We start from the raw sequence: 16,284 nt of genomic DNA on the forward strand, positions 1-16,284 counted from the left end.
GCTGAAATATGGGTGGTTTCACCCGTATATCACGAAGTTTTCGTTTGGATGCGGCAGGAAATCATGTCGAAAGGCACAAATAAAGCACCTTTTGCACATTCCCGTTCGGCATCGGCTTAGGCCATATTATGCCGCAGGCGTCAAGGAAATAAGGAGCTTGCGCCGTCTTCCCCGGGGCGAGCCGCGCCTAGTTGACCGGCCAGACGTAAAGCAGCATCGGAATGCTGGCAATGACGATCATGATCGACAGCGGCAGGCCAAGTCGCGGATAATCGCTGAAACGGTAACCGCCCGGGCCCATGACAAGCGTATTGCACTGGTGGCCTATGGGGGTGAGGAAATCGCAGCCGGCACCGATCGCCACCGCCATCAGGAAAGCTTCCGGCCGGAAACCGAGCGTGGTGGCAAAACCGGCGGCGATGGGGGCCATGACCAGCACGGTGGCGGCATTGTTGAGGAAGGGTGTCACCGCCATGGCGGTAAGCAGGATCATGCCGAGCGCCGCGAAAGGGGGCAGCCCCTGCGCTGCCTGCCCGAGCCAGGCGGCAATCAATTCACTGGCGCCGCTGGTGCGAAGACTGTCGCTGACGGGAATAAGGGCAGCGAGCATGACGAGGATCGGCCCGTCGATGGATTTATAGACTTCGGCAAGCGGGATTGCGCCGACGACGATCATCAGGAAGGCGGCGGCGAAAAAGGCGACCGAGACGGGCACCAGCCCGCTGCCGGCGGCAAGCATGGCGGCGGCCAGCACGATGACGGGCAAAAGCGCGCGGCGTTGCACGCCGAGCAGGATTTCCCGTTGCGCCAACGGCAGAAGGGAAAATTCCTGCAGCACCTGCGGCAGGTTCTTGCGGCTGCCCTGCAACAGGATGACGTCGCCCGCCTGCAGGGTCAGTTCGGAAAGCCGCTGGCTGACGCGCTGGCCGCGCCGGCTGACAGCGATCAGATTGACGCCGCGCGTATAGGACAGGGAAAGCTCGCGGGCGGAAATGCCACTCAGCACCGATTCATTGCTGATCACCGCTTCCATAGAGATGAGATCGCCGGTTTTCTGGCCGTTTTCAGTCAGCGGTTTGCCGGAGAGCAGCAATTTCGCCTGCGAAACGATGCGGTCCAGCCCTTCTGGGCTGCCTTCCAGCAGAACCGTGTCGCCGGCCTTCAGCTTGACGTCGGGGAAGGGGGAGATGCGCCGCGGTCCGCGCAAGATGGTGCTGGCGATCACGTCGCCATCGGCCTGTTTCAAGAGTTCGCGCAGCGGCCTGTCGGCAAAGGTGCTGTCGGCCGGCAGCGTTGCCTCCGCCGTGTATGCCGCCTGGTCGAGGGCATCCTCCACCGATGCCTGCTGGCGATTGCGCACCGGCAAAAGCCGGTAACCGAAGGTCAGGAAGATGATGCCGATCACGGTCAACCCCGCACCGACGGGGGTGAAGTCGAACATCGAAAAGCTCTGGCCGGTCATTTCTTCGCGCAACCGGGAAACGACGATGTTGGGCGAGGTGCCGATCTGCGTCATCAGCCCGCCAAGCAGCGCGGCAAAGGCCATCGGCATCAGATAATAAGAAACGGGGCTGCCGGATTTGCGGGCAAACTGGAAAGCGACCGGCATCATGATGGCAAGTGCGCCGATATTCTTGATGAAGGCCGACATGATGGCAACGACGATCATCAGAAAGGCCAGTTGCAGCCCCTTGGAATGCATTTCCGGGAAATATTTCTTGATCGTCATGTCAACGACCCCCGAACGCGCCACGGCCGAACTGACGATCAGCGCGCTTGCGACGATGATGACGATATCATCGGAAAAGCCGGAGAAAGCCTTATTGAACGGCACGACACCAAGCGCCACCGCCACCAGCAATGCACTGCAGGCGATGACGTCGTAACGAAACCTGTCCCAGATGAATGCTGCCATCATGCCGGCGATCACGGTGAAGGCGAGGATCTGGTCGGTCGTCATGCTTGCCTGTGCTTTCGAAGGAGAGGCGCCGGTAGAGGGCTCTATCGGTGATGGTGCCGAAGAACGCAAGGCGGGGTCATGCGGTTCCGGGCCGGAGCTTCATATCTCTCCGTCATGCCGGATTTGATCCGGCATGACGGAGACAATGGCGTTGATGCCAGGGCGTTAACACCGGGATGTTAATGCCGGGTGTCGCCCGAAGCCTGTGCCTTCTTGCGCTGCCGCGCATTGCGCGCAAACATGTTGAGCACCTCCACCAGCGCCGAAAACGCCATGGCGGCATAGACGTAACCCTTCGGCACATGGAAGCCCATGCCTTCGGCGATCAGCGTGGTGCCGATCATCATCAGGAAGGCGAGCGCCAGCATGACGATGGTCGGGTTGCGCTCGATGAAGTTGGCGAGCGGTGTTGCGGCAAGCAGCATCACGGCAACGGCAACGACGACGGCGACGATCATGATCGGCAGGTGCGGTGTCATGCCGACGGCGGTGATGATGCTGTCGACCGAAAAGACGAGGTCGAGCAGCAGTATCTGGCCGATGGCCGCGCCGAAATTCATCGCCACCGGGCCGCCCACCATGTCTTCCTTGTGATCTTCAGGATCGACATTGTGGTGAATTTCCTTGGTGGCCTTCCAGACGAGGAAGAGACCGCCGGCGATCAGGATCATGTCCTTCCACGAGAAGGCGTGGCCGAAGACTTCAAACACCGGTGTGGTGAGCTGCACGATCCAGGCAACGGTGCCGAGCAGACCGAGACGCATGACGAGGGCAAGGCCGATGCCGATCTTACGGGCTTTTTCGCGCTGTTCAGGCGGCAGCTTGTTGGTCAGGATCGAGATGAAGATCAGGTTGTCGATGCCGAGCACGACCTCCATGACGATCAGCGTGACGAGCGCCACCCAGGCGGCGGGATCGGACAGAAGAGGGAGAATGGACTCCATCAGGGGAAATTTCCTTTCAGCAACAAGGCCAGCCGAAACATTCGGTGGGTGGAATTTATAGCGCAATACGCGAGAAACAAGCGCATGAGGCCCCCACCACGCAAGATTTCATCGAAATTTCGCGCAGGCCGGGTGTCGGCGCTGGTGCCGTTGCTGAATGAAGTCAGGCCCTGTTGGTTCCGTAAGCCGCCATGAATACCGTGATGGCGCTGTTGATCACCCGGTCGAGTTCCTCTTCGGGAACCGGGCCATCGATTTCGCCGAACAGGCGCAGCTTGAAGAAGGTGCCGGTGGAAAGCTCTATATATTGCCGGGCGGCAAGCTCGACATCGTCGACTTTCAGGTGTCCGAGCGCCACGTGGTGCTCGATGAAATCCTGAAGCACGGTGCGCACATTGTTGGGTGCCGCGATGAAGAAACGCTGCGCCAGCTTCGGCATGCGGTCGATGACGCCGATGACCGAGCGCATGGCGGGGACCATGTCTGAACAGATCATCTTGTTGGCGAAGGCCTTGCCGAACTGCTTCAGGCCTTCGCGCACCTCTTCGGTGCCGGCCAGAATGTTGCGCATGGAGGTGGCGAACTCCTGCCGGTGCTGATCGACGAGGGCGGCGAAAAGATCTTCCTTATTGGAGAAATAGACATAGATCGTGCCCTTGGAAACGCCCGCTTCCCGGGTGATGTCGTTCATGCTGGCGGCGTCGAAGCCCTTGCGCTTGAAAACGCGCCAGGCACCGGCCAGAATCTGCTCGCGCTTAGCCGGGTCCTCACCCGCCGCAAAACGCCCGGCGGGGTTCCCGGGACAGCCCGTTTCCATGTCCGCTTCCATATCCATGTTTTCCCCTGCCATCGTTATCGCCTCCTAGCACCACAATGGCGTAAAAAAAATTAACCAGACGTCGAACCAATCGGTTCGATAATACTTGATATGTGTCAGGAAAGAGATTATGTCAATCGAACCGAACGGTTCAGTTCGAAAAACTTTCTTCAATCTATCACGGTATACTCTCATGTCGGCCCAGAAGAATAGCGCGGTTCGCGCCGTCAACGATGCGGAAGAGGCGGATATCTCCGCCAAGGCCGAGACCTCTCCGGCAAAGCCGGCAGATGCCCCGCCGCAACAGCCGCCCCAGACAACCGCTGCTCCGAAGCAGAAGAAGCGTTCGAAGCTTCTGCCGGTCATCGCCGTCGCCCTTCTGGCCGGTGCCGGCTGGTACGGTTACAACTGGTGGATCGATGGCCGCTTCATGGTCTCGACTGATGATGCCTATATAGAAGGTGACATCGCCGTCATCGCGCCCAAGGTGTCTGGTTACGTTGCCAAGGTGAATGTGGTTGAAAACCAGGAAGTCAAGGCGGGCGATCCGCTCGTGACGCTCGACGATGGCGACTATCGCATCGCGCTCGATCAGGCCGAGGCGCAGATCCGCACCGAGGAACTGTCGCTGAAGCGTATCGATGCGCAGATCGTCGGCGGCGAGGCGTCGCAGGAACAGGCCGTCGCCCAGAAAGGCGCGCTGGATGCCGCCCTTCGTGGTGCCGAAATCACCCAGAAGCGTGCCAGCGAATTGCAGGCGAAGGATGTCGGCACCGTTGCCGCTTCCGACAGCGCCCAGGTCGCGCTCGATCAGGCCAGGGCGAATGTCGTGGCCGGCGATGCGGCGATTGCCTCGGCAAAAGCCAATGTCGAGCTGCTGCGCGCCCAGCGCGAGGAAGCCGAGAGCACCATCCGCTCGCTGCAGCTTTCCCGCGACAAGGCCGCTCGCGACCTGTCCTTCACCGTGCTGAAAGCGCCATATGACGGCGTCATCGGTAATCTGGCGGTGCAGACGGGTGATCTCGTCTCGGTTGGCAAGCGTCTGGCTTCGCTGGTGCCGATGAATGAGCTTTATATCGACGCCAATTTCAAGGAAACGCAGCTGGCCAGCGTGGTGCCCGGCTCGAAGGTGCGCGTGCATGTGGATGCCTTCAATGATGCGACCATTGAAGGCACGGTGCAGTCGATCTCGCCCGGCTCCGGCTCGGTCTTCTCGATGCTGCCGCCGGAAAACGCCACGGGCAACTTCACCAAGGTCATCCAGCGCGTGCCTGTGCGTATCGTCTTCTCCAGGGAAGACCTTGCAAAGCACAATCTGCGCGCGGGCTTGAGCGTGGTGGTTGATGTCGATACCCGCACGGCGCCGGAAACCACGAAAACGGCGCAAGTTAACCCGCAGGCCAAGTAAGGCTTCGTTGAGGGCAAGATCATGGCGGCTACGGTTGTCGGTACGGGCGGGGCGTCGATCCCCGCCGATCCTCCGATGGACAGGCGCAGGCTCATCGCGTTCTTTGCGATGGTCTTCGGCATGTTCATGTCCATTCTCGATATTCAGATCGTTTCCGCCTCTCTGGCGGAAATCCAGGCCGGCCTCGGTGCGGGGTCGGATGAGATCGCCTGGGTGCAGACCTCCTATCTGATCGCCGAAGTGATCATGATTCCGCTGTCAGGCACGCTGGCGCGCATCCTGTCCACACGCGTGCTGTTTGCCACCTGTGCCGCCGGCTTCACGCTTTCGAGCGCGCTCTGCGCCACCGCCACCAATATCGACCAGATGATCGTCTACCGGGCTATCCAGGGCTTTATCGGCGGCGGCATGATCCCCTCCGTCTTCGCGGCGGCCTTCACCATCTTCCCGCCATCGAAGCGCTCCGTCGTCTCGCCGATCATCGGTCTGGTCGCCACGCTTGCGCCCACCATCGGCCCGACGGTCGGCGGTTATCTCTCCAATGCCTTTTCCTGGCACTGGCTGTTCCTCGTCAACATCATTCCGGGCATCATCGTCACCATCCTGACCTGGAGCCTGATCGATTTCGACAAGCCGGAACGTTCGCTCTGGAAGAAATTCGACTGGTGGGGCCTCATCTCCATGGGGGTCTTCCTCGGTTCGCTGGAATATGTGCTGGAAGAAGGCAACAACAAGGACTGGTTCAACGACGAACGTATCGTGATCGGGTCCATCGCCATGGTCATCGGTGCGGTGGTGTTCTTCTGGCGTGCCTTCAAGGTGGAATTCCCTGTCGTGGATATCCGCGCTTTCGCCGATAGAAACTTCTCCATCGGCTCGCTGTTTTCCTTCGTCATGGGCATCGGGCTTTATGGCCTGACCTATCTCTACCCGCTCTATCTCGGCCGGGTCAGGGGTTACGATGCCCTGATGATCGGCGAGACCATGTTCGTCTCGGGCCTTGCCATGTTCTTCACCGCGCCGATCGCCGGCAAGGTCTCCACCAAGCTCGACCCGCGGGCGATGATGGCCATCGGCTTCATCAGCTTCGGCTGCGGCACGTGGATCATGACCTATGTGACGACCGACTGGGACTTCTATGAACTGCTGATCCCGCAGATCCTGCGCGGTTTTGGCCTGATGATGTGCATGGTGCCGATCAACAACATCGCGCTCGGCACGCTGCCGCCCGCCCGCATCCGCAATGCGTCGGGCCTGTTCAACCTCACCCGTAACCTCGGCGGTGCGGTTGGCCTTGCGGTCATCAACACCATGCTGTCGCAGCGCACCGACGATCACTATGTGCGGCTGGCGGAACATATCAGCTACTCCAATCCGCAGGCGCTGGAATGGCTGAACAATGTCGGCGCGAACTATGATTCCTACGGGCTGGACGGCGCGTCAGTCGCAATCAAGAAACTGGTCGGCATGGTCTCGCAGCAGGCATGGATATTGGCCTTCGCGGATGTGTTCTTCGCGCTGACGCTTTTGTTCGGCAGCCTGATCTTCATGACGATCCTGATCCAGAAACCCAAGGCAGCGCCGCCGCCAGACGCGGCGCACTAAAAAATCCCCTCCCATCCACCGCAGAGCTGGGGCCGTCGAAAATGACGGCCCCTTTTTTTTGTCTTCCTGTTGCCGCAGTGGATACGGGGCGAGCGGGTGCGGCATATTTCTTCTCCCCGTGGGGGAGAAGGTCGCGGCAGCGGGATGAGGGGGCGAGCTCTCGGTCAATCGCGAACGTCGCCCCCTCATCCGACCCTTCGGGCCACCTTCTCCCCGGCGGGGAGAAGAAACGCGCGGCACCGTTTTGCGAAGAGCCGCTGACCTCCACACTGCCTTTCCAAGAAATATGAGGTACGTACATCATTTTTCGGTTTACCTCGGCCCCAAAGCTGGATATTCAAGGGCGAGGGGAGGAGCCATGAAGCCGACAGTTCATGATATTGCCGAGCGCGCGGGCGTCAGCCTCGCCACCATCGACCGGGTGCTGAACATGCGTCCGGGCGTCCACGCCGCCACCCGTGCCCGGGTGGAGGCGGCGATTGCCGAGCTTGGTTATGTGCGCGATATCGCCGCCGCCAATCTGGCCAAGGGCCGCAATTATTCGCTGGTTTTCATCCTGCCGGGCAACGACAATTCCTTCATGGCGACGCTGAGGGCCGAGGTGCGGGCTGCCGCATCCCGCTCCCATCTGGAGCGCACGGCAATCCGCATCATCGAGGTGCCGCCCTTCAATGCCGCAGCACTGACCGAGGCACTGGAAGTGGCGCGCCGGGAAAAACCGTCGGGCGTGGCTTTCGTCGCCACCGATTCGCAAGATGTGGCGGAAGCGGCAGACCGGCTGGCGGAAGACGGCATCGCCACGGTGACGCTGGTTTCCGATCTTTCCGGCTCACGCCGTGACCATTATGCCGGCGTGGACAATGCCGCAGCGGGGCGCACGGCGGCGAGCCTGATGGGACGTTTCCTCTCCAGCCGTGGCGGGGATATCGCCGTTGTCGCCGGTTCCATGCTGGTGCGTGACCATCGCGAACGTCTGGAGGGTTTTCGCGCCGTCATCGAGGCTGAATTTCCGCAATTGCGGCTTCTGCCGGTGCTGGAGGGCAAGGATGACCCGGCAACCGTCGAGGCGCTGGTTGCCGGAGCGCTCGGCAATGCCGCGCTGTCAGGCATCTACAGCCTCGGCGCCGGTAATCGTGGCCTCATCCGGGCGCTGAGAGCCGCCGGTGGTGAAAGGCCGCTGTCGGTCATTGCCCATGAACTGACGGAAAACACCGCCAATGCGCTGCGGGAAGGCGTGCTTGATGCCGTGCTCAACCAGGATGCCGGCCACGAGGTGCGCAGTGCCATCCGCGTGTTGAAGGCACGTGCGGACGGCCAGTCCGTCATCGCCGCGCAGGAACGTATCCGTATCGACATATTCCTCAGGGACAATCTGCCCTGACAAGCATTTCCAGGAAAAGTGACCGCCGGTTTTCCATCCGGAAATGCGGTGACTTTTAAAAAACGCTGAAAGTGGCGCATGGAGCGCCGGAATGGAGAAATACATGTATCTCGGTCTCGACCTTGGCACTTCAGGCATCAAAGCCCTGCTGATGGATGGCGATCAGAAGATTGTCGGTTCGGCCAATGGCTCGCTGGAGGTTTCGCGTCCGCATCACGGCTGGTCGGAACAGGATCCGGCGGACTGGATCGCCGCCGCGAAAACCGCCGTCGCCGGCCTGAAGCAAAAGTTCCCGAAGGAGCTCGCCGCGGTGAAGGGCATCGGCCTTTCCGGCCAGATGCATGGCGCGACGCTGATCGATGCAGCCGGCAAGGTGCTGCGCCCCTGCATCCTGTGGAACGACACGCGTTCCCATGCCGAGGCTGCCGCACTCGACGCCGATCCCCGTTTCCGCAAGATAACCGGCAATATCGTGTTCCCCGGTTTCACCGCGCCAAAGCTTGCCTGGGTGGCGAAGAACGAGCCTGAAATCTTCGCGAAAGTGGCGAAGGTGCTGCTGCCGAAGGATTATCTTCGTCTGTGGCTGACGGGCGAATATATTTCGGAAATGTCCGACTCCGCCGGCACCTCGTGGCTCGATACCGGGGCGCGCAAATGGTCGTCCGAACTTCTCGCCGCCACCGGCCTCGATGAAAAACACATGCCGTCGCTGGTGGAAGGCACGGATGAGGCGGGCGTGCTCCGCGCCGAACTCGCGTCCGAATGGGGCATTTCCGGCCGCACCGTGGTGGCCGGCGGTGCGGGTGATAATGCCGCTTCCGCCTGCGGCATGGGCACGGTGAAGGAAGGCCACGCCTTCGTGTCGCTTGGCACATCAGGCGTGCTGTTTGCCGCCAACGCGTCTTATCTGCCGAAGCCGGAAAGCGCCGTGCACGCCTTCTGCCATGCGTTGCCCAACACCTGGCACCAGATGGGCGTCATCCTCTCCGCCACCGATGCGCTGAACTGGTATTCGCGCCTCACCGGGCAATCCGCCGCCGATCTGACCGGCGAACTCGGCGAAACGCTGCTTGCGCCGACCGGCGTTACCTTCGCGCCCTATCTTTCGGGTGAGCGCACCCCGCATAATGACGCGGCCATTCGTGGCTCCTTCATCGGTCTTTCGCATGAAAGCGACCGCAAGGCGCTGACACAGGCCGTTCTGGAAGGCGTCACCTTTGCCATCAGGGACAATCTCGAAGCGCTGAAATCTGCCGGCACCTCGATTTCGCGTGTTACCGCCATCGGCGGTGGTTCGCGTTCGGCCTATTGGCTGGCCTCGATTGCCACCTCGCTCGGCGTGCCGGTGGATATTCCGGCCGAAGGTGATTTCGGTGCGGCCTTCGGTGCGGCCCGTCTTGGTCTGATTGCCGCGACGGGGGCCGATCCGGTTGCCGTTTGCTCGCAGCCGGAGACGGCGCGGACGATTGAGCCGGTGTCTGATCTGGCTGGGGCCTATGAGGAGGCTTATCGGCGGTATCACGCGCTTTATCCGGCTATTCGGGTGCTTTCGCATTGAGACGCGGAGTTTGCCGCTTACCCCCCTCTGCCCTGCCGGGCATCTCCCCCTCAAGGAGGGAGATCGGCAGGACGCTATCTCTCGCTCCATCTTCAACTTCGCGTGAGGAAAAGACGTAGCCGCGTGTCGATCTCCCCCCTTGAGGGGGAGATGTCCGGCAGGACAGAGGGGGGTGAGCGGCAAGCACCGACCCTGAAATTTCAGAACAACCCACCAAGGAGGATCACCATGAGCACAGGTTTCTTCGGCGACATCGCCAAGATCAAATATGAAGGCCCCGACAGCACCAACCCGCTGGCCTTTCGCCACTATAACCCCGATGAAATCGTTGCCGGCAAGCGCATGGAAGATCACCTGCGTTTCGCGGTGGCCTACTGGCATACCTTCACCTGGCCGGGCGGTGACCCCTTCGGTGGCCAGACCTTCCTGCGCCCATGGTTCGAAGATACGATGCAGGCCGCCAAGCTGAAGGCAGATGTCGCCTTCGAATTCTTCTCGCTGCTCGGTTCGCCGTTTTATTGCTTCCATGACGCCGATGTGCGTCCGGAAGGCAAAAACTTTGCTGAAAACACGAAGAACCTCAACGAAATCGTTGATTATTTTGCTGAAAAGCAGGCGCAGACCGGCGTGAAACTGCTGTGGGGCACGGCGAACCTTTTCTCCAACCGGCGTTTCATGTCCGGTGCGGCAACCAATCCGGACCCGGATGTCTTTGCTTTCTCCGCCGCCACGGTGAAGACCTGCATGGATGCCACCAAGAAGCTCGGCGGCGCGAACTACGTTCTGTGGGGTGGCCGCGAAGGTTACGAAACCCTGCTCAACACCGATCTGTCGCGTGAGCTTGACCAGCTTGGCCGTTTCCTCAATCTGGTGGTGGAATATAAATACAAGATCGGCTTTGAGGGCACGATCCTGATCGAGCCGAAACCGCAGGAGCCGACCAAGCACCAGTACGATTACGACGTCGCCACCGTTTATGCCTTCCTGCAGAAGAACGGTCTGGAAAAGGAAGTGAAGGTCAATATCGAGCAGGGCCATGCCATCCTTGCCGGCCATTCCTTCGAGCATGAGCTGGCCATGGCCAATGCCTTCGGCATTTTCGGCTCCATCGACATGAACCGCAACGATTACCAGTCCGGCTGGGATACCGACCAGTTCCCCAACAACGTGCCGGAAATGGCGCTTGCCTATTACCACGTGCTTGCCGGCGGTGGCTTCAAGAATGGCGGCACCAATTTCGATTCCAAGCTGCGTCGCCAGTCGCTCGATCCGCAGGACCTGCTGATCGGTCATATCGGCGGTATGGATTGCTGCGCCCGTGGCCTGAAGGCGGCGGCGAAGATGGTCGAGGACGGCGCGCTGTCGAAGCCACTTGCGGAGCGTTATGCCAAGTGGGATTCGCCGGAGGCCCAGAAAATGCTGCGCGGCGAATTGAAGCTCGACGAAATTACCGCGCTGGTGGAGCGGGAGGATATCAATCCCGAACCGAAATCCGGTCGTCAGGAATATCTGGAAAACGTCGTCAATCGTTACGTCTGATGCGCAAGTCCATTGTTGAAAAAGCGGGGCGGGGGATCATCTCCCGCCCTTTTTATGCGCTGTCCATGGCGATCTTGCACCGGTCTCCCGCCTCCTGTTGTTGCGCAATTGTCACAATCTCCAGCCGTACGTCCTCGGCATTGGTCAATGCCGCAACGGTTTGATCCATCTCAATTAGTGTCTCCCACCCTTCGCCATAGTGGCCGTGACGGTCGTGGCACCGAGGATTCGCAGCCAGCCGTCATCAGCCGGTTTCTGGGTTGCCCGGTGACGGCTGCGGCATCGGCAAGTTCCGATGCGCCGCTTCGAGAAGGTGAGACGCGCCCTGGGGAATGTCCGAACGGATACAGGCTGCGCTAAAGGAGAGATGGAATGACGAACAGGAACAAAAGAACCGCCTTGCTTGCCAGCGTAGCGGTTAGCGCTGCGGCGATGCTGGTATCGGCCAATGCCATGGCCGCCGATCTGGCCCCGGCCGCCCCGGCGCCCACCGCCGAAGAGGCGATTGCGGCGGCAAGCCCGTGGATGCTGCGCGTGCGCGGTCTCGGCGTCATCACCAATGACAGCGGCAGCGTCGACGGCGTGCCGGGTGCCGGCCTTTCCTATTCCGATACGGTGATCCCGGAACTCGACATCACCTATTTCTTCACGCCGAATTTTGCCGCTGAACTCATTCTCGGCACCACCTATGCCAAGATTAACGGCGAGGGTGTGCTGGCCGGCACGCCAGTCGGCAAGACATGGCTGCTGCCGCCGACGCTGACGCTGCAATATCACTTCACCGATTTCGGCGCCTTCAAACCCTATATCGGTGCGGGCGTGAACTATTCGCTGTTCTACAACCAGTCCGAACAGCCCGGTTTCAGCAATCTCGACGTCAAGAACAAGCTCGGCGCTGCCGTGCAGGTCGGTTTCGACTATATGCTGGACGAACATTGGGGCGTGAACTTCGACGTGAAAAAAATCTTCCTGAAGACCGACTGGACCGCCGAACTGGGCGGCACGCCTATCAGCGGCAAGGCCAGGCTCGACCCCTGGCTGATCGGTGCCGGTATCACCTATCGCTTCTGATTCCGGGACGCCCTTCGGCGCCGCCTTTGACGGGCGGCCCGTTCTGAGTTATACGGACGGCCACGGGCAGAGAGCCCCGGCCGTCCGCAGGCATTTATGCCCCTGGTGAAGCTCTTTTCCTTGATAACGGTCATCCCCATGTTTTGCATGTCGTCGATGGCAACGCGGACCCCATTCGGAAAATTCGGCATGTCAATGTTGGAGAACCGTTATGAACGTGTCCAAACCGCTTCCCGCCCTTGAGGGGCTGAAAGAACAGGCAAAACGCCTGCGCGCCGCCCTTGAGGAACAGGGGCAGGCCATCACCCATTCGAAGGCGCTGGAACTCATCGCCGCGCAATATGGCTTCCGCGACTGGAACACCCTGCACGCAGCAGCCGGCAACCGCCCCGCCTTCAATCCTTATCTCTTGGGTTCCAGGGTAGAAGGCCTCTATCTCGGCCAGCCTTTCGTCGCCTCCGTGCTGGGTGTCCAGGCGCTCGGCGGTGACCCGGAACGCTATCGGCTCACCCTGCATCTCGACGACCCCGTCGACGTCGTGACCTTCGAAAGCTTCTCCGCCTTCCGGCAACGTGTCCATTGCAATATCGACACATCCGGCCGTACGGTGGAGAAAACCTCCAACGGCCGGCCGCAGGTGGAGCTGGTGTGGTAGGGGGACGGCGAGACTTACTTTGCCGTCACCTGCAAGGGTAGTTTTCAGCTACTGTTGAAGTTCTTGGCACTAATTCGCCGAACCGTGTTCAGGCCCTTGGCCAGGACACGGTTTCTCACATCGACATGCGCCAGTTTGTCCGATGTCGCCGCGTCGCAGCTTTATGGTGTTGTTTGTTGATTGCAATTTGTATTTAGGCGGCAGTATAGTCCCCATAAAATTACGAATACGACATTTTTTATAAATAATTTTGAATGAGGTATTGATGAGTGCGGATAGCAATCCCGGACGCTGGGTTTACGTCGATTCCATTCGGGGAATAGCGGCTCTTGCGGTAGTTTACATTCATATTGCCGAAATAGCCCATAAAAGCAAATTTACGACGAATGATATTGAGTATTATTTATTTTATTTTTTCTCGGAATACTTTGATCTCGGAAAGATAGCAGTCGTTATGTTCTTCGCTGTTTCCGGCTTTGTTATCCCGTTCTCTCTTCTGAAAGCGAGTAGCGCACCTTTGCGCGGTTTCGCAATATCGCGGTTTTTCAGGCTCTATCCCGCTTACTGGATGTCTATGGTTCTGGCTTTGGCGATCATTCCGATCGTGCGGGGAGATGTCTTCACGCTTGGCCAGATATTTGCCAATGTGACGATGCTGCAGCAGTTTCTGGGCCAGCAGAATATTCTCGGTGTCTATTGGACGCTGCAGATAGAAATCGTCTTTTATGTCGTCAGCGCGATGATGTTTTATGCCAGGCTCCTGCACAAGCCGGAAGGCGCCGCTGGTGCGGTGGTATTTTTCCTTATGTGCGCGGTCGCCATGGGCGCGGTGCGTTATGGCATGGGCATCAAACTGCCGGTGGCCATGCCGCTGGGGCTGACTGTGATGTTCTGGGGCTTGTTATGGCGTCATGGTGCCAGCGAAGAGGCCGGGCCGCGTCTGCGACGGCTTGTCCTGTTCACATCGCTGCTTGTGATCCTTGCCGTGCCGTTCATCAGCCTTCTAAGCTACAATGTGGATATGGGTTTCGGCGAGACCTGGTATCGCTATACAATCGCCTATTATGCGGGAATGGCACTGTTTGCGCTGTTCACGACCAAATTGCGCATCACCCACCCGCTCTTTGTCTGGCTCGGCGCGATAAGTTATTCCGTCTATCTGCTTGGGCCGGTCGCTCAACCAATCGTGGAATATGTGCTTCCCTATCGCCAGCTCGGTGCCTATCCCGTTCACGTCATTATCATATTGACCTCGGCCTTAACCGTGGTCATGGCCTATTTGAGCTACCGGTTCATCGAATTACCGTTTCAGAAGTTCGGAAAGAAGCTGGCCTCTCGCCAACCTGCTCATGTGACGGTGTCATCGGCATGAGATAGGGTACAAGACACGCCGGCATCGCCGCAGAGAGCGACAATGCCGGCATGTTCGTCTCAAATCCGCTTGCCCGTCGTATCGAACAGATGGAAATTCTTCGCCTGTGCGGCGATCTTCAGTGTCTCGCCAATGCCCAGCTGGGAGCGGCCGGGAACGCGGAAGACGATGGTGGTGCCATCGGCGAAGGAGCCGTGTACATAGCTTTCCGCCCCCACCAGTTCCACGGCATCCACCTGCACGGTGCCGGTGAAGGCGGCGTCGGCCGGGGCTTCGGTGGCAAGCGTGATGTCTTCCGGGCGAATGCCGAGTGTGGCGACGGTCTGCGGTAGTGCTGTAACACCGTTCACCGACCAGCCGGTAGAGCCACTGGACGAAGCCGTGCCGTGCGCCAGAAGGTTCATGGAGGGCGAACCGATGAAGGTGGCGACGAAGGTGGTCGCCGGCTTCTCGTAAAGCTCGATCGGCGTGCCCATCTGCTCGATGCGGCCGGCATTCAGCACCACCAGCCGATCGGCGAGCGTCATGGCCTCCATCTGGTCATGGGTGACATAAACGCTTGTCGTGGCGAGCGAGCGTTGCAGGCGGCGGATTTCCACCCGCATCTGCACGCGCAGCTTGGCGTCGAGGTTGGAGAGCGGCTCATCGAACAGGAAGGCCGCCGGCTTGCGCACGATGGCGCGGCCCATGGCCACGCGCTGGCGCTGGCCGCCGGAAAGCTGGCGCGGCTTGCGCTCCAGGAACTGCTCGATCTCCAGCGCCTTGGCCGCCTCGGTGATGCGCCGCTCGATCTCCTCCTTCGGCGTGTTGCGGTTCTTCAGTCCATAGGCAAGGTTCTGGCGCACCGTCATATGCGGATAAAGCGCATAGTTCTGGAACACCATGGCGATGTCGCGGTCGGAGGGTTCGAGATCGTTGACGACGCGGTCGCCGATGACGATCTCGCCGCCCGATATGCTTTCCAGCCCGGCGATCATGCGCAGCAGCGTGGATTTTCCGCAGCCGGAGGGGCCGACCAGCACGATCATTTCGCCATCGGCGATGTCCATCGATACGCCCTTGATCGCATCGACATTGCCGCCATAAACCTTGCGGACGTCTTTCAGCGCAATTTTTGCCATTATTTTTCGGTCTCCACCAAACCTTTGACGAACCAGCGCTGCATCAGCACCACAACCATAATCGGGGGGATGATGGCGAGGATCGCCGTCACCATCACATAATTCCACGGCGTCGAAGCGTCAGTGAAATCCACCATGCGCTTGAGGCCGATGATGATCGTGTTCATCTTGGCGTCGTTGGTCACGAGCAGCGGCCAGAGATACTGGGTCCAGCCATAGATGAACAGGATCACGAATAGGGCGGCGATATTGGTTCTCGACAGCGGCAGCAGAATGTCGCGCATGAAGCGGAACGGACCGGCATTGTCGATACGCGCCGCCTCGACCAGCTCACCGGGAATGGTCAGGAAGAACTGCCGGAACAGGAACGTCGCCGTCGCAGATGCCATCAGCGGCAGCGTCAGTCCCGCATAGGTGTCGATCAACCCAAGATCGACGATGACCTTGTAGGTGGGCAGGATACGCACTTCCACCGGCAGCATGAGCGTGATGAAGATCATCCAGAAAAAGCCCATGCGGAAGGGAAAGCGGAAGAAGACGATGGCGAAGGCCGACAGGAACGAGATGACGATCTTGCCGATGGCGATGGCGAGCGCCACGACGAAGCTGTTGAACAGCAGCCGCTCGAGGCTGACGCCGACCACTCTTTCGACGCCACCGACCATGGCGTCGGTGTAATTGGCGCCCAGATGATCGCCGGGCAAAAGCGACATGGGCGGGCGGATGATATCCGTCGACGTCATGGAAGAAGCGACGAAGGTGTAATAGATCGGGAAGGCCACAACGATGATGCCGAGAATGAGCATCAGATGGGCGACCATGCGGGCGACCGGGCGATTTTCAATCATTGTGA

13 protein-coding genes are annotated in these 16,284 nt (G+C 59.8%); 8 read left to right on the forward strand and 5 right to left on the reverse strand.

Annotation, left to right across the window (positions count from 1 at the left end):
• Positions 1–187: 187 nt before the first annotated feature.
• From QSV77_RS17610 to QSV77_RS17620, 3 genes are all read right to left on the reverse strand, one after another.
• Positions 188–1,960: an SLC13 family permease gene (locus tag QSV77_RS17610; RefSeq protein ID WP_142842757.1), complete on the reverse strand. Its 1,773-nt coding sequence runs from the start codon at positions 1,958–1,960 to the stop codon at positions 188–190.
• Positions 1,961–2,139: 179 nt separating this feature from the next.
• On the reverse strand, positions 2,140–2,904 hold the full coding sequence (locus tag QSV77_RS17615) for a TerC family protein (RefSeq protein WP_142842758.1): 765 nt from the start codon (positions 2,902–2,904) through the stop codon (positions 2,140–2,142).
• A gap of 163 nt (positions 2,905–3,067) precedes the next feature.
• Positions 3,068–3,754, reverse strand: coding sequence for a TetR/AcrR family transcriptional regulator (locus QSV77_RS17620; protein ID WP_142842759.1), 687 nt, complete (start codon positions 3,752–3,754; stop codon positions 3,068–3,070).
• A gap of 160 nt (positions 3,755–3,914) precedes the next feature.
• Here QSV77_RS17620 and QSV77_RS17625 point away from each other — a divergent pair, with 160 nt between their 5' ends.
• From QSV77_RS17625 to QSV77_RS17660, 8 genes are all read left to right on the forward strand, one after another.
• Positions 3,915–5,129: an HlyD family secretion protein gene (locus QSV77_RS17625; RefSeq protein WP_302734471.1), complete on the forward strand. Its 1,215-nt coding sequence runs from the start codon at positions 3,915–3,917 to the stop codon at positions 5,127–5,129.
• 21 nt (positions 5,130–5,150) lie between these two features.
• Positions 5,151–6,734: a DHA2 family efflux MFS transporter permease subunit gene (locus QSV77_RS17630; protein WP_142842761.1), complete on the forward strand. Its 1,584-nt coding sequence runs from the start codon at positions 5,151–5,153 to the stop codon at positions 6,732–6,734.
• Positions 6,735–7,092: 358 nt separating this feature from the next.
• Positions 7,093–8,115, forward strand: coding sequence for a LacI family DNA-binding transcriptional regulator (locus QSV77_RS17635; RefSeq protein WP_302734472.1), 1,023 nt, complete (start codon positions 7,093–7,095; stop codon positions 8,113–8,115).
• Positions 8,116–8,218: 103 nt separating this feature from the next.
• Complete coding sequence (gene xylB / locus QSV77_RS17640; protein WP_302735266.1) at positions 8,219–9,673, forward strand: xylulokinase; 1,455 nt, start codon at positions 8,219–8,221, stop codon at positions 9,671–9,673.
• Between the two features lie 228 nt (positions 9,674–9,901).
• The gene (gene xylA / locus QSV77_RS17645; RefSeq protein ID WP_065117063.1) at positions 9,902–11,212 is read left to right on the forward strand and encodes a xylose isomerase; all 1,311 of its coding nucleotides are present in this window, start codon (positions 9,902–9,904) and stop codon (positions 11,210–11,212) included.
• A 372-nt stretch (positions 11,213–11,584) separates the two neighbouring features.
• Positions 11,585–12,283 (forward strand): OmpW family protein, encoded by a 699-nt coding sequence (locus QSV77_RS17650; RefSeq protein ID WP_302734473.1) that lies wholly within the window; start codon positions 11,585–11,587, stop codon positions 12,281–12,283.
• Positions 12,284–12,494: 211 nt separating this feature from the next.
• The gene (locus QSV77_RS17655; protein WP_142842765.1) at positions 12,495–12,938 is read left to right on the forward strand and encodes a glyoxalase superfamily protein; all 444 of its coding nucleotides are present in this window, start codon (positions 12,495–12,497) and stop codon (positions 12,936–12,938) included.
• A 265-nt stretch (positions 12,939–13,203) separates the two neighbouring features.
• A complete protein-coding gene (locus QSV77_RS17660) occupies positions 13,204–14,310 on the forward strand; it encodes an acyltransferase (RefSeq protein WP_302734474.1) in 1,107 nt (368 codons plus the stop codon).
• A 59-nt stretch (positions 14,311–14,369) separates the two neighbouring features.
• On the opposite strand, the gene QSV77_RS17665 is transcribed toward QSV77_RS17660, so the two are convergent.
• Positions 14,370–15,431: a sn-glycerol-3-phosphate import ATP-binding protein UgpC gene (locus QSV77_RS17665; protein ID WP_302734475.1), complete on the reverse strand. Its 1,062-nt coding sequence runs from the start codon at positions 15,429–15,431 to the stop codon at positions 14,370–14,372.
• Positions 15,431–16,279 carry a sn-glycerol-3-phosphate ABC transporter permease UgpE gene (ugpE, locus tag QSV77_RS17670; protein ID WP_269699471.1) on the reverse strand — a complete coding sequence of 283 codons (849 nt, stop codon included), beginning with the start codon at positions 16,277–16,279 and terminating at the stop codon, positions 15,431–15,433. Before ugpE ends, QSV77_RS17665 begins: the two co-directional genes overlap by 1 nt.
• Between the last annotated feature and the right edge of the window lie 5 nt (positions 16,280–16,284).

The organism is Agrobacterium sp. V1, from assembly GCF_030518355.1.
Lineage (GTDB): Bacteria > Pseudomonadota > Alphaproteobacteria > Rhizobiales > Rhizobiaceae > Agrobacterium > Agrobacterium cucumeris.